This is a genomic window from Oceanisphaera profunda, from assembly GCF_002157895.1.
In the GTDB taxonomy this organism is placed as follows: domain Bacteria; phylum Pseudomonadota; class Gammaproteobacteria; order Enterobacterales; family Aeromonadaceae; genus Oceanimonas; species Oceanimonas profunda.
Window position 1 is genome coordinate 2,451,924 of sequence record NZ_CP021377.1, and the last position, 14,115, is coordinate 2,466,038.

The following is a 14,115-nucleotide window of genomic DNA, read 5'->3' on the forward strand; positions in this document are numbered from 1 at the left end:
TTAACGGACCCGCACGCCCTAGCGCCACTTCTCAAGCTGCAGGTCTAGGCTGTGCTCGCCATCGGTAAGCTGTAGGTCGGTTTCTTGTAAGGTGGCAAATAAGTCGATGCTGCGCTGACATAAGGCTGCCAAGGCGGCGGGCTGGGGCTCGGTTAAATGATAAATAGCCAGCCGAGGAAGTGCTGTTAACTCGGACTTATGCTTCTCCCACCACAGCTCGGCGCTGCGGCCACCATAGCTGTATACTAAGACTTGCTCAGCGCGCGACAACGCTTGTTTGATGCGCTTTACGCTGGGCTCACCCAGCTCAATCCAGCTTAAGATACGGCCATCGGGTGATTTGAGCCACAGCTCGGGCTCGTCGTCTGTGCTTAAGCCCTTAGTAAAGCTCAAGTCTGGGTCTGCATGGCGAATAAACGCCAATAAACGCACCATGAGTCGGGTATTGGTTTCCGACGGGTGCTGTGCCACGGTTAGGCTGTGCTCTTGGTAATAATGGCGATGTAAATCGCTGATATTCAGACGAACTTTATGCAGGGTGGCAGACAGAGCCATGGAGTTTACTCATATAAAAAGCGCTATGTTAACGGCAAGCTTCAAGTAAAGCCACGCCCTTTGGGTCGCTAAAGAGTGAGGCGTGAAGGGTAAGGAGTGAAGAGTGAGACGTACTATGTAAGGCAGAGAGCCGTATCTTATCGTATGAGTCCTGTTTTTTTATCCAGTACTGGCTGTTACACTTTGCGCCCTTTATTCGCCTGGAAATTGGTGATGGCTGATTTTAAAACCCATGTACAAGTCGCCTCTGTAGTGTCCGGCGTGATGGCCGGTGCCTTAGCTTGGACGGAGCTAGTGAGCCTTCCCGAGGCCTGTTTATTATGGTTAACCGGCTCTTTGGGCGGCATTATGCCGGATATCGACTCCGATACTTCGCGCTCGATCCAAATCATTTTTCGTTTGTTTGGCATGCTCTCCGGTGCGCTGATGTTGTTATATGGCCGCCAGTATTTACCCTTGCTCGATACCTTGCTGTTGGCGGCGGCGGCGTATTTTTTGGTGCGTTATCCGTTTTGCTGGGCGTTTGCCAAGCTCACCGTGCACCGTGCCAGTTTGCATTCCTTATTGGCCAACATGGTGTTTGCGGTAGCGGCCGTGGTGCTCAGCCATCATCTGTTCCATTTAAGTGTTGAGCAGTCTTGGCTGATGGGGCTGTTTATGTTTATTGGTGCGTTAATTCATCTGTTGCTCGATGAGATGTACAGCATAGATTTGGAAGGGCGACGACTTAAAAAATCCTTTGGCACTGCCCTAAAAGTCATGCAGTGGCCTGCCCATTTACCTAACTTAGGCTTATTGGCGCTCTTGTGGCTGGGATTGTGGCTGGCGCCGTCGCCCGCACCCTTATTAGTCGTGTTAAGGCAACTTTTGCCGCTGTCTCTTAGCTGATAAGATAATGCGGCTGGCATGACTCGCTACCCCTCACTTAATACTAATAATGAGTAGCGGCACCGGCGCTTCCCCCATACCACACACAGGACACAACAGATGAGCCTTGCAGACCAGGTGTTGGCCGTAAATAACGACCTACCGATCCGTACCCAGCAAGCTGTACACAGCGGCAAGGTGCGCTCCGTTTACTGGCTAACCGCCGCTGACAGTCGCCGTTTGATAAAAGAGAAAGGCTACAATGTGGCTGCCGGTGCGCCCTTGGCCATCATGGTGATCAGCGACCGTATCTCGGCGTTTGATTGCATTTGGCACGGTGAAGAGGGCATGCAAGGCGTGCCCGGCAAAGGGGCGGCCTTAAACGCCATTTCTAACCATTGGTTTAAGCTGTTTCAAGAACAAGGCTTAGCTGATAGCCATATTTTGGATATTCCCCATCCGTTCGTGTGGATAGTACAAAAAGCCACACCGGTAAAAATTGAGGCCATCTGTCGTCAATATATTACTGGCTCAATGTGGCGCAGCTATGTCAAAGGCGAGCGGGAGTTCTGTGGTATTCGCCTGCCTGATGGTCTGCAAAAAGATCAAAAGCTGCCAGAGTTGCTGATGACGCCGTCCACTAAAGGCATCTTAACCGGTATTCCTGGAGTGCCCGAGGCCGATGACGTTAATATTACCCGTCAAAATATCGAAGATAACTTCGCCGCCTTTAACTTTAAGCAGGCGGGCGATATTGGTCAGTATGAGCGGTTATTGCGTGAAGGTTTTGAAGTAATTAGCACGGAATTGGCCAAGCTTAACCAAATATTTGTCGATACCAAGTTTGAATTTGGTTACGTGACCGATGCCCAAGGCCAAGAAAAACTGATCTACATGGATGAAGTGGGTACGCCGGACTCGTCGCGTATCTGGGATGGTGCCGCTTATGCTCAAGGTCAGATTATCGAAAATTCAAAAGAAGATTTTCGCCAAATGTTACTGACGCACTTTCCAGATCCAGATATTTTACTTAATAAAGAGCGCATGCTAGAGCGCGAAGCACTGGCGCGCGATAATGCCCTGCCGGTGAGCGCACTCATGGCTATCTCGCGGACTTATATTGGTATGGCTGAAAAGATCACCGGCCAAAAACTGGTGTTATCGGATAATCCCAAAGCCGATATTATTAACATCTTGCGTGAGCAATACGCCTTGATTGATTAATCAGGCCGAGTCGTTTGCTAAACAAAATAAAAAACCCGAGGCCAGCTCGGGTTTTTTTATACTTGGTACTTTACTAGCAGGTGTTAAAGCTCGCTATTTATCGAGTACCAAATACTACGATAGTTTTGCCATGAGCAGAAATAAGCTCTTGTTCTTCAAGCATCTTTAAGATGCGGCCCACGGTTTCCCGTGAACAACCCACTATCTGGCCAATCTCTTGGCGGGTGATCTTAATCTGCATGCCATCTGGGTGCGTCATGGCATCGGGCTGGCGCGCTAGGCTAAGCAGAGTCTCGGCGATACGACCGGTTACATCCAAAAAGGCCAAGTCGCCTACTTTTTGGCTGGTGGTTTGTAGGCGTTCAGCCATTTGCGCGGACACTCGCATCAGTATTTCTGGGTTCACCTGGATTAATTGGCGAAACTTTTTATACGAAATTTCGGCGACTTCACACGGAGACTTAGCACGCACCCAGGCGGTACGCAGCGGGTTATCTGTGTTTTCAAATAGCCCCAACTCACCAATAAAGTCACCCTTATTCAGATAAGACAGGATCATTTCTTTCCCGTCTTCATCTTTGATCAGCACCGAGACTGAGCCTTTGACGATGTAATATAAGGTTTCTGCTTTTTCACCCGCATGGATCAATGAGCTCTTCGCTGGGTATTTATGAATATGGCAATGCGACAGAAACCACTCTAAGGTGGGGTCACTTTGGGGCTTGCTAATAATCATCTCTTACCTCTTAATTATTTTAATTAGCTCGGGGCTTAAGCCTAGCAAGCTATCTGCGATCAGTATTCCTAGTGGGCTAGCATAAAAGGCTTAACTCATATCATCAAGTGGCTTAGGCTTTTATCCTGCTCGTCGTTCCTAATCCAATAGGATAATATAGCTGTTTTTATGGGAGATTATGATGAAAGCGACAGTTACCTGGTTAGAAGGCATGTGTTTTGAAGGCTTATCTGAGTCTGGTCATAAAATCTTGTTAGATGGCACTAACCCAGGCAAAGGTGCTAGCCCCATGGAAGCTGTATTGCTGGGCGCCGGTGGCTGCAGTGCTATAGATGTGGTTTCTATCTTAGAAAAAGGCCGCCAGCAAGTGACCGGCTGCGTGGTAGAGCTAGATGCAGACCGCGCCGAGCAACCACCACGGGTGTTTACCACTCTTAACATGCACTTTATCGTCACCGGCCACGAGTTATCGGAAAAGCAGGTCGCGCGCGCGGTGAGCTTATCGATGGAAAAATACTGCTCGGTCATGAAGATGCTGGATAAAGCACTGGGCGCCTCTTCGTCTTTTGAAATACGCCAAGCATAGACAGTGAGGTGTGAGGGGATAAGCGTAAGGCGGAAAGCGCCTTCTGCTCTTACGCCTCACTTGTCTCGGTGCGTGATCCACATCAATGCCCTTTGTTTGTATAAGGCTTACATTGCTGCTTATAGAGTCATATAGAGCTCTAACTTGAGCAGAGGTAAGCCCTATGAAAATAAGCACTATCACAGTTAGCGCCGCTCTGGCACTGATACTGACTAACCAAGCGATAGCGGGAACGCCGCGTACCGAGCCGGTACAGCCGATACCAGCAGTAGAAGTGACGAATCCGGCCATGGTCGAGCTGGGTAAAAAGTTATTTTTTGATCCTCGGCTTTCTAAGTCGGGATTTATCTCCTGTAATTCTTGCCATAATCTGTCGATGGGCGGCACGGATAACATTAAAACTTCTATTGGCCATAATTGGCAGCAAGGGCCCATTAACTCGCCAACCGTGCTTAACTCCAGCCTGAACTTGGCGCAGTTTTGGGATGGTCGTGCGGCTAACCTAAAAGAACAAGCCGGTGGCCCCATTGCCAACCCCGGTGAAATGGCGTTTACCCATGAGCTTGCCGTGGATGTATTGCAGTCTATTCCCGGTTATGTAAATGAATTTGCCGTGGTGTTTGGCAACGATGCACTGAATATCGACATGGTGACGGACGCCATCGCTGCTTTTGAAGAAACCTTAGTCACGCCCAATGGGGAGTTTGATCAATGGCTGCAAGGTGATGATAAGGCATTAACGGCAGAGGCTTTAGCGGGTTACCAGCTGTTTAAACAAAGCGGTTGCGTGGCTTGCCATAACGGACCTAACTTAGGCGGCACTTCTTATCAGAAGATGGGGGTGATTGAACCCTATACCTCCGCATCTGCTGAAGTAGGCCGAGCGGCGGTGACCGGGAAGGATGCCGACCGATTCTTATTTAAAGTGCCCACACTGCGCAACGTAGAGCTGACGTATCCCTACTTCCACGATGGCGAAGCCGCCACTCTTGAAGAAGCCGTGGATATTATGGGCCGGTTACAGCTAGGCCGAGTTTACTCCGAGCAAGAGATAGGCCAAATAGTGGCATTCTTAAAGTCACTCACCGGCGAGCAGCCTAGATTTGAGCTACCCATATTGCCACCCTCTACTAATGCTACGCCCAAACCCGTGCCTTTTGGTTAAGGGAGATCGTGAGGTGTAAATGGTGAGGAGTGCAGAGTAAACACAACGCTCTGCAATAAAAAGCCCAGCATATAAGCTGGGCTTTTTATTGGTACCTGATTACGTATGAGCCTCAGCCATAATGCACCCTGCTTCGGTTTGTTCTTTGTAGCTGCCCAATTTATTCGGCAGGCCAGCTCTGCTGGCTGTTACTGAGGTTTAGATTTAAATAAAAATACCAAACCGGGCCGAATAAATTGGCCCCTACAAGGTCAAAATACCAAACTGAGCCTTGTGGGTAATCAGGTATTGGTATTAGTATCTAGCGTGACGATAATAACCGCCTCACGCCTCACGCCTCACGCCTCACGCCTCACGCTCTTAACGTATCTTACCCGTCTCCAGCAGGCGCTCTAGCATGGGGCGTAGGATTAGCTCCATCACGAAGCCGACTTTGCCGCCCGGTACTACTATGGTGTTGCGCCGAGACATAAAAGAGCCGTCGATCATGGCCAGCAAATAGGGATAATCCACGTCCTTAATGCCACGAAAGCGGATCACCATCATGCTTTCATCGGCACTGGGGATCACCTTGGCACTAAAAGGGTTCGAGGTGTCGACGGTCGGAATGCGCTGAAAGTTAATATGCGTGCGCGAGAACTGCGGCGTAATGAAGTTAATGTAATCTTCCATGGAGCGCACGATAGAGTCGGTGACTGCCTCTCGTGAATGGCCGCGCTCGGCGGTGTCGCGGATCAGTTTTTGGATCCACTCCAGATTCACGATCGGCACCATGCCGATCAACAGATCCACATGTTGCGCCACATTGTGCTCATCGGTGACTACGCCGCCGTGCAAGCCTTCATAAAACAGCAAATTAGTGTCGTCGGGTAATTGCTGCGAAGGGGTAAAGGTGCCGGGCATTTGATTAAAAGGCACGGCTTCATCAAAGGTATGTAAATAACGACGAAACTGGCCGGTGCCGGTGTTGCCATATTCTTTGAAAAAGTGCTCAAGAAGCTCGAAGTCGTTGGCTTCTGGGCCAAAATAGCTGATATGTCTGCCTTGTTCGCGAGCGCGCCGAATGGCCACGTCCATTTCGGGCCTTGTATAGCGGTGAAAGCTGTCACCCTCCAGCATGGCGGCTTTCACCCCCAGCTGGGCAAACATGGACTGAAACACCTCGGTAGAGGTTGAGGTGCCGGCACCCGAGGAACCGGTCACCGCAATGATGGGGTGCTTGGCAGACATAAAAAACCCTAAAAATGAGTAAACTGTGAATGTTTATACGCAGTGCGCTGGGGTTAGGTCAAGGCTTGTTACGCAGTTGAGCCGCCGGCACTATGTTCACACTCTCGTGTAATTCACTGTAGACTATGACCGCTTCGCCTACTTTAAGTTGTTGTTTAACTTGAATTACTTTCTCTGATAACGAGATATCGTGCTCGCCATATTCAGTGCCTTCTTGCAGCACAAATTGTTCGATTAAGTTATCTAGTGTTTCGCTGCTTAAGTCAGTAAAAGGAATAATCATGCGTTCTCCAAGTAGGGCGGCCATTGCTGTGCCAACCAGTGCGGCACTCTGTATTCTAACCAATAAAGCGGTGCCCAAGGGGTACCTTGTATAAAACCCACATGGCCGCCGCTGCGGCTTAACTCATAGGTGATGGCGGGCGCTAAGTCGCTGGCATCGGGGATCACGCTATCATCCATAAAAGGATCGTCCGCCGCGTGTATGATCAAGGTCGGGGTGCTGATTTTATCTAACAAATACAGACCGGAGCAACGCTGATAATAATCCTCTGCATCATGAAAACCATGAGTAGGGGCGGTGATTTTATCATCAAACTGGCGCAGGCTCTTGATCTGGTAAGCCTTAACTTGGCTTTGGTGTTGCGGATGACGCTGCAGCCGTTGCTGCCAATTAAACAGCATACGCTTGAGTAAATAGTGCTGATAACCACGAGACAAGCCTGAGTCTATGCGATCCGCAGCGGCTGAGAGTTGCAGCGGCGCTGAAATAACCACGGCCGCACATAAGGTATTACGCGGGTACTTAGCTAAATAATTGACCAGCATATTGCCGCCCAACGAATAACCCATGGCGGCAATGGGGCGCTCGGGATAGCGCTGGCGCAATAAGTCCAATACATAATGCGGGTCTTCAGTAGCGCCGGAATGATATGACTGCAAATAGCGATTGGGCTCGCCGCTACAACCTCTAAAGTGCATCAGTACCGCCTGCCAGCCTTGTTGGTGCAGGGCGGCCATCATGCCTTGAATATAATGGGATTCAATATTGCCTTCTAGCCCGTGAAATAACACCACTAGCGGCTTGTTATCATGCTGCACAGGCAAGCCCCACGCTAAGTCTACAAAGTCGCCGTCGGGCAGTTCAAGTCGCTCTTTGCGATAGCTGATGCGGGTACGATGCAGTACTTTGGCCAATATGGTTTGGATATGGGGATTGCGGGCCCACCAAGGAGGCTGAAATTTGCTGGGATGGATCATGATTGCTGCTTTACCCTTTAACCGAATTGATCTAACAGGCATAAACCGCCAGCCCTAAAAGAGCGCGCTGACCGTTAGACGCGATAATTAACCCTTAATAAACAGATAAAGTACTGGGCGCTGCACGCAAAATCGAGTAAAAGAATGCTTTTGCTACATTATTTATTGAGTGACTCATGGATTTTACTTTACTGGTGTCGGTGGCGGGCTTTGCCTTTGCCGCTTGCGGCACGCCAGGCCCCAATAATATGCTATTAACCCATTCGGCCACCCGCTTTGGTTATCGACCCACATTGAAGCTGTTATTGGGCATTATGCTGGGCTTACAATTATTATTGCTGTTTAGCGCGCTCGGCTTAGGCCAGCTGTTTTTACGTTGGCCGGTGCTGCAATGGACGCTAAAAATACTGGGCAGTGGTTATTTATTGTGGCTGGCGTGGCAAATTAGTCGTGCCGCGCCGCCCAAGGCTTATACCGTTGAGAGCAGTATGAACTGGCGCCAAGGCGCGCTGTTTCAAGTGTTTAACCCCAAGGCTTGGCTGATGGCCGTCTCGGCGATGAGCGGCTTTACCTTAGTGGGTGAACAATACTGGTCTTCGGCGTGGATAGTATTGGCAGTATTTTTAGTGTTAGGCATAATTACCGGTCATTTGTGGACCTTGTTTGGTTTGAATTTGCGCACTTGGTTACGTTCGGCACGGGATTGGCGACGTTTTAATCAAGGCATGGCATTATTAACCGCTGCTAGCGTAGTCATGATCTGGTATTAACCGATTTTACGCTTTTTCGTGTCAGTTTAACGCTAAAGCAGGTAAAATCTCGGCGTTTTTCGTACTTATACCTTTTAGTCCCTACACCGTAAGGTTGTCATGGTTTCAGACACTGATTTATTTAAAGATATTCGCCCTTATCGGGATGACGAAGTCGCGGGCGCGATTCAGCGCCTGATCCACGACGATGAGTTTGTGGGTGCCATTGCTAAATACCGTTTCTCGACGTTGTCCGGTATTGGCGGCCCTGTTATCAAAGCCTTGATCCGTCTGTATTTGAGCTGGCGCTGGCGCAAGCTCAAGAGTGTGCGCCACATTCAGCTTGAAGTGGCCAGCTACATGGAAAAAATGATCGCCCGCACCACCTCAGGCGTCACCTATTCTGGACTGGAGCACATAGACCCTAGCCAAGGCTATGTGTTTATCTCTAATCACAGAGATATTGCCATGGATCCTGCGTTTGTGAACTGGGGTCTGCACAGTCACGGGTTGGATACGGTACGCATCGCCATTGGTGATAACTTATTGCGCAAGCCCTGTGCCGCCGAGCTAATGAAGCTAAATAAAAGCTTCGTGGTAAAGCGCTCAGTTAAAGGGCCGCGAGAAATGATGAAGGCCTTTAGCGAGCTGTCGGCATATGTGCGCCACTCCATTGATGAGCAACAATCAGTCTGGATTGCCCAAAAAGAAGGGCGCGCGAAAGACGGTTTTGATAAAACCGATCCGGCTATTCTCAAGATGTTTTACATGGAAGGTAAGCGGGAAAAAATCCCCTTTAGCGATTACATCAAAACCTTAAATCTGGTGCCGGTGTCGATTTCTTATGAGTATGATCCGGGCGATCAGGCCAAGGCGCGCGAGCTATATGCCAAGGCTGAGCAGGGCGCTTATGAGAAACGCGAATTTGAAGATGTAGAGAGCATAGTGCAGGGCATAGTCGGTCAAAAAGGCCGAGTACACGTGGCCTTTGGTCAGCCGGTACAAGGTGACTTTGAAACGGCGGATCAACTCGCCGAGGCCATAGATAAGCAGATTTACGCTAACTATCATTTGTTTCCCAGCAACTTAGCGGCCGCCGGTGATACGACTGCTGCTCAGCAAAGTGCAGACAATGGCAAAGCGTTGCAGCTGTTTGAGCAACATATGGCACAAATACCCGCCGAGTTAAAAGCCTTGGTCTTGGCCATGTATGCGCAGCCGGTATTTAACAAAAACAAAGTGTTATAAGACCTGCACTGAAAAAAGCTAACGCCGAGCCCGCAACGCCCAAGGTTCAAAAAGCATAAAAAGAGCCGCTTACTGTGATATACAGTTGGCGGCTTTTTTGCATCTACTTTGCATCTAATAGGGCTAAATAGTGACAGCCTAATAGCAATAAAAACGCTAGCGCTTGGGGACTTTTAGCGCGGGCGTGGCTTGTAAATTGCCTTCCGCGGCCACTAATTGCTTGAGTTCGCAACGCATTAAAAAGCTGACCGGGCGGGCGCTCTCTGTTTGCACGATCAGTTCCAGTAAGTCGCCACTGAGTAAGGCACTTTTTAACTGGGCTACTTCGCCGTTCAGCCAAGCCTTGCCGGTGACTTCTTGGTATTTTTGCTTGAGTTCAACACGATAAGTTTCCCCCTTACTGGTTTGCCACTCCCAATTGCCGGCTACTTTAGCGGGAATAATCCACTTATAGAGATTGATGCTGCCACAGCGTTGCTGCTGATCTGGCTTCCAATCCCCCATATTAAAGGCATGGGAAACAACACGCGTGCCAGGTTGCAGTTCATCAAGCAAACGTGGGCGCAGCTTAATATTCACGATATCAAGCAGGTAAAGCGTGACGACGGTAGCCGCACTGATATCCACTTCCATTAAGTCCGCTTCAGCGAAGTGCACTAAATGCTCAACACCGGTGTGGCCGGCGTATTCAATGGCCTCATTGATGCGCATGGGGTCTATATCAATCCCCACGCCATGAGCATTGCGCTCTAATGCAGCCGCCACCAAGATGCGGCCATCACCACAACCCAAATCGTATAAGGTGTCTTCGTTAGTAACTTCGGCTAAATCGAGCAAGCTATGGACTATTTTTTCATCGGAGGGCACATAAGGCACATCGAGGATCATGCCGGAGTCTTCTGTAGAGTAACCATCAAAATCAAGATCTCTAAAGTCTGAGTCTGACAGGGAATAATCATTAAGTTCATAGCCTAAGTCTCTAAGCTCATCGATCATCTCATCATCAATATTAAAATCTGATTGGTTATACAAGATAGGCACCTAAGGTTATAAAGTTAAATAATTAACAGCATATTTATTAGCTTACAACGCTAACAATTAATCCGCTTTTTTTAGCCACTCTAAATTCCAGGCTGCAGCATGTTTTGTTGCTAGCTCTTGCTCTAATGTAGCTTGGCCTAAGGTTTCAGCCAGCCTTGGTAGCAATTGCTTAAGCTGTTCATCTAGCTTCCACGGTGGATTTAAAATCATCATGCCGGAGCCGTACATGCCAAAGTCTTGGGCTTGTTCGCTTACGCTAAGCTCGGCACACAGAATGTCCTTAAAGCCGCTGTTGGTTAAGGCGCTTTTAAGTGCGCCACTGCGGTCTACGTCTTTGGCGAGTAGCGGATACCAGATGGCATAAATACCAATCGGCCAGCGCTTATGCGCTTGGGCCATGGTCTCTACTACGGTCTGATAATCTTCTTTAAGCTCATAAGGCGGATCGATTAATACCAAGCCGCGCTTGAGCGTGGGCGGTAACAAGCCAATTAAGCCGGCAAAACCATCTTGATGGTGGATGGTCGGGCCCTTGCTTCTCGCAGAATAGTGCTCCCTTGCGCGCCGGCCTTGGGGGGCCATATTCTCACGCAATAGCTCCACTTCGTTATTGTGCAGCTCCATCAGCGTCATGCTGTCTTGGGGGCGCTTAAAGTATTCGGCAACCTTGGGCGAGCCTGGGTAAAAGTCGAGCTGCTCTGGGCTGTCATCTGTACTCATGGCACTGTTCATCGCACTATTCATGGCAGAGATAGCAGCAAAGTAGCCGGCCAGTTCTGGCCACTGCTCACGGGCTTGCCATAAAGGCGCGATACCGGTCAGGTATTCCGACTTCTTTTGCGTCCACTCATGATCCAAGGCATAACCACCGGCACCGGAGTGGGTGTCGATATAGCTAAAGCCTTTATCCTTAACGGTTAACGACGCTAAGATCAAAGACTGTACCGCGTGTTTAAGCACATCTGCATGATTGCCTGCATGAAAAGCATGACGATAACTGAGCATGAGAATTCCATATTTAAATTAGGTAAAAAAATAAGATAAATGAACCGCTTATGCAGCTAACTTAAGTTGCCAGAGCGGTGCATCAGGCACCTGTAATAAACTTAAGTAGGCAAGCAAACCGCTGCCGCCGTCTGTGCTGAGCGGTATTTGGCCGAGCACCTGTATGAGCTCTTGTTGTTGCCAGCACTCCAGCTCTAATTCGTGGCGCAATAAGGCCAAGTAATCATCGGTGCTGAGTTTAGCTTTAAGCTGGCGGCGCAGTAGCCGCCATTGGTTAAATAATCCAGCGCGCTGGCGCAGTATCGGCAAGAAATGAGTAGGGTCTAAGGTCAAACCGCGCTCCTCCAACATCACCAACAGTAATAATAAATTCACGTTGGCGCCGTAATCATCTTGCAGTTGCAAGCAAGCGTCAGCCACGCCGGCGCGCGCATAATGCTGCTCACTAAATTGCCAAAATTGCTCGGCGCTCGGAATACTCATTACGTCCCCTCACTGCATCTGCGGTTGTCTATTGAGCGTGTTATTCGCTTTCGGCTTCTAGGGCTTCCAGCTGTTCTTGTAACTCTAACCACTCGGCTTCAGCAGCGGCTAATTGCTGTTGCAGAGGCGCTTGGGCTTGTAGCAATTGCTGTAGCTGTGCTTTTTGCTCGCTGCTGTATAGCTCAGGATCCGCCATGGCGGTTTCAATGTCTGTTAATTGCTGCTGAGCCGACTCCATCTGCTGCTCAAGCTTAGTAATGGCTTTGCGCATCGGTTGGGTGAGTTGGCGTAATTCTGCTTGGCGGCGTTTTTCGGCCTTACGATTATTGGCCGAGTGCTCGCCTATGGTGGCGGTGCTCTCGGGCTGTTCGGCTTTATCTTGAGTGACTAACCACTGGTGATAATCTTCTAAGTCACCGTCAAAAGGCTCGACTTTGCCGTCATCTACCAGATAAAACTCATCTGTGGTGGCGCGCAATAAATGGCGATCGTGGGATACAATCACCATGGCGCCTTCGAAAAACTGCAAAGCCATGGTCAGCGCTTCACGCATATCCAAGTCTAAGTGGTTGGTCGGCTCATCCATTAACAGCAAGTTGGGCTTTTGATAGACGATTAACGCCAACACTAAGCGCGCTTTCTCACCACCGGAAAAGGGGCCCACCGGCTCTTTTACCTTGTCGCCTTTAAAATCAAAGCCGCCTAAGTAATCGCGCAGGCTTTGCTCGGTGGCTTTGGGATCTAGGCGTCCTAAATGGGTAAGTGCCGACTCGTCCAGATCTAGGCTTTCTAGTTGATGCTGAGCAAAGTAGCCCAAGGCGATGCCGCTATTGGCCACTAACTTGCCGGATAAGGGCGTTAATTCGCCGGATAGGAGCTTTATCAGCGTCGATTTACCGGCACCGTTACGGCCCAGTAAACCAATGCGCGAACCCGGTACTAGATTGAGCTTAATGTTGGACAAAATCACCTTGTCGCCGTAACCGGCAGACAATTTTTCCATGGTGATCAGTGGGATCGGCAAGCTGCTGGGGGCGAGAAACTTAAAGTTAAACGGCGAGTCGGCGTGGGCCGGCAAAATGCGCTCCATGCGCTCCATGGCTTTTAAGCGGCTCTGGGCTTGCTTGGCCTTACTGGCCTTGTAGCGAAAGCGATCCACGTATTCTTGCATATGGGTCAGCTCGCGCTGCTGCTTGGCAAACATCGATTGTTGCAAGGCCAATTGCTCGGCGCGCAAGCGTTCAAAGTCTGAGTAGTTGCCGGTGTATTCATTGAGCTGCTGGTTATCTATATGGATCACCCGATTCACCACAGCATCGAGAAAGTCGCGGTCGTGAGAGATCAGGATCAAGGTGCCAGGGTAGCTTTTTAACCAGCGCTCCAGCCAAATCACCGCATCTAAGTCGAGGTGGTTGGTAGGTTCATCGAGCAGCAGTAAGTCTGAGCGACAAATCAGTGCTTGAGCCAAGTTAAGGCGCATCCGCCAACCACCAGAAAAAGCACTCACTGGGCGACTTTGGGTTTCATTAGCAAAGCCTAAGCCGTGCAGTAACTCGGCGGCGCGAGCATGAATATGATAACCGCCGTGGGTGTCGAGCTTGCCGTGTAATTCGGCAATGGCGATGCCATCACCGCGCTCTTCGGCCAAAACTAGCTCGCTGCACAAACGGCGATATTCTTGGTCACCGTCAATCACATAATCCAGCGCCGAGCATTCGAGCGCCGGCGTTTCTTGGGCCACGCTGGCCAATTGCCAGTCGGCAGGTAAATAAAACTGGCCATTATCTAAGCTCAGCTCGCCTTTAAATAAGGAAAACAAGGTGGACTTACCACAGCCATTTTTCCCTACCAGGCCCACTTTTTTACCGGTGTGAATGGTGGCGCTGGTGTCTTTTAACAGGGGGCGGCCGCCCCTGAGTAGTTCAATCTGGCTGAGGGTAATCATAGAATCTCAAACATGTGAATG

General features: G+C 49.7%; 15 protein-coding genes. 6 read left to right on the forward strand and 9 right to left on the reverse strand.

Translation table 11 applies throughout. The annotated features are described in order from the left end of the window. Positions 1–18 precede the first annotated feature (18 nt). A complete protein-coding gene (locus CBP31_RS10775) occupies positions 19–555 on the reverse strand; it encodes a YaeQ family protein (RefSeq protein WP_087037183.1) in 537 nt (178 codons plus the stop codon). A 213-nt stretch (positions 556–768) separates the two neighbouring features. Here CBP31_RS10775 and CBP31_RS10780 point away from each other — a divergent pair, with 213 nt between their 5' ends. Both CBP31_RS10780 and CBP31_RS10785 read left to right on the forward strand, forming a co-directional pair. Beyond that, positions 769–1,443: a metal-dependent hydrolase gene (locus tag CBP31_RS10780; protein WP_087037185.1), complete on the forward strand. Its 675-nt coding sequence runs from the start codon at positions 769–771 to the stop codon at positions 1,441–1,443. 99 nt (positions 1,444–1,542) lie between these two features. Next, the gene (locus CBP31_RS10785) at positions 1,543–2,646 is read left to right on the forward strand and encodes a phosphoribosylaminoimidazolesuccinocarboxamide synthase (RefSeq protein WP_087037187.1); all 1,104 of its coding nucleotides are present in this window, start codon (positions 1,543–1,545) and stop codon (positions 2,644–2,646) included. Between the two features lie 97 nt (positions 2,647–2,743). Here the strand turns inward: CBP31_RS10785 and crp are convergent, their stop codons facing one another. Beyond that, the gene (gene crp / locus CBP31_RS10790; protein ID WP_087037189.1) at positions 2,744–3,382 is read right to left on the reverse strand and encodes a cAMP-activated global transcriptional regulator CRP; all 639 of its coding nucleotides are present in this window, start codon (positions 3,380–3,382) and stop codon (positions 2,744–2,746) included. Between the two features lie 181 nt (positions 3,383–3,563). Between crp and CBP31_RS10795 the strand changes: the two genes are divergently transcribed. Continuing rightward, positions 3,564–3,968 carry an OsmC family protein gene (locus CBP31_RS10795; RefSeq protein WP_087037192.1) on the forward strand — a complete coding sequence of 135 codons (405 nt, stop codon included), beginning with the start codon at positions 3,564–3,566 and terminating at the stop codon, positions 3,966–3,968. A 163-nt stretch (positions 3,969–4,131) separates the two neighbouring features. Then, on the forward strand, positions 4,132–5,133 hold the full coding sequence (locus CBP31_RS10800; RefSeq protein ID WP_087037194.1) for a cytochrome-c peroxidase: 1,002 nt from the start codon (positions 4,132–4,134) through the stop codon (positions 5,131–5,133). A 360-nt stretch (positions 5,134–5,493) separates the two neighbouring features. On the opposite strand, the gene CBP31_RS10805 is transcribed toward CBP31_RS10800, so the two are convergent. Genes CBP31_RS10805 through CBP31_RS10815 form a run of 3 tightly spaced genes read right to left on the reverse strand, consistent with a single transcriptional unit; the run spans position 5,494 to position 7,623 of the window. Next, on the reverse strand, positions 5,494–6,363 hold the full coding sequence (locus CBP31_RS10805; RefSeq protein WP_087037196.1) for a phosphoribulokinase: 870 nt from the start codon (positions 6,361–6,363) through the stop codon (positions 5,494–5,496). Between the two features lie 58 nt (positions 6,364–6,421). Further along, positions 6,422–6,646 (reverse strand): YheU family protein, encoded by a 225-nt coding sequence (locus CBP31_RS10810; protein WP_087037198.1) that lies wholly within the window; start codon positions 6,644–6,646, stop codon positions 6,422–6,424. Continuing rightward, positions 6,643–7,623 carry a hydrolase gene (locus CBP31_RS10815; RefSeq protein WP_087037199.1) on the reverse strand — a complete coding sequence of 327 codons (981 nt, stop codon included), beginning with the start codon at positions 7,621–7,623 and terminating at the stop codon, positions 6,643–6,645. The genes CBP31_RS10810 and CBP31_RS10815 overlap by 4 nt, the downstream gene beginning before the upstream one ends. Positions 7,624–7,799: 176 nt before the next feature. Between CBP31_RS10815 and CBP31_RS10820 the strand changes: the two genes are divergently transcribed. Both CBP31_RS10820 and CBP31_RS10825 read left to right on the forward strand, forming a co-directional pair. After that, positions 7,800–8,393, forward strand: coding sequence for a LysE family translocator (locus CBP31_RS10820; RefSeq protein WP_087037201.1), 594 nt, complete (start codon positions 7,800–7,802; stop codon positions 8,391–8,393). Positions 8,394–8,492: 99 nt separating this feature from the next. Then, positions 8,493–9,620, forward strand: coding sequence for a 1-acyl-sn-glycerol-3-phosphate acyltransferase (locus CBP31_RS10825; RefSeq protein WP_087037203.1), 1,128 nt, complete (start codon positions 8,493–8,495; stop codon positions 9,618–9,620). Positions 9,621–9,776: 156 nt separating this feature from the next. On the opposite strand, the gene CBP31_RS10830 is transcribed toward CBP31_RS10825, so the two are convergent. From CBP31_RS10830 to CBP31_RS10845, 4 genes are all read right to left on the reverse strand, one after another. Then, positions 9,777–10,652, reverse strand: a complete 876-nt coding sequence (locus CBP31_RS10830) for a class I SAM-dependent methyltransferase (protein WP_227875001.1) — start codon at positions 10,650–10,652, stop codon at positions 9,777–9,779. Between the two features lie 66 nt (positions 10,653–10,718). Continuing rightward, a complete protein-coding gene (locus CBP31_RS10835; protein WP_087037205.1) occupies positions 10,719–11,666 on the reverse strand; it encodes a 23S rRNA (adenine(2030)-N(6))-methyltransferase RlmJ in 948 nt (315 codons plus the stop codon). Between the two features lie 48 nt (positions 11,667–11,714). After that, positions 11,715–12,149 carry a TIGR02444 family protein gene (locus CBP31_RS10840; RefSeq protein ID WP_227875002.1) on the reverse strand — a complete coding sequence of 145 codons (435 nt, stop codon included), beginning with the start codon at positions 12,147–12,149 and terminating at the stop codon, positions 11,715–11,717. A gap of 40 nt (positions 12,150–12,189) precedes the next feature. Further along, on the reverse strand, positions 12,190–14,094 hold the full coding sequence (locus CBP31_RS10845) for an ABC transporter ATP-binding protein (RefSeq protein ID WP_087037207.1): 1,905 nt from the start codon (positions 14,092–14,094) through the stop codon (positions 12,190–12,192). Between the last annotated feature and the right edge of the window lie 21 nt (positions 14,095–14,115).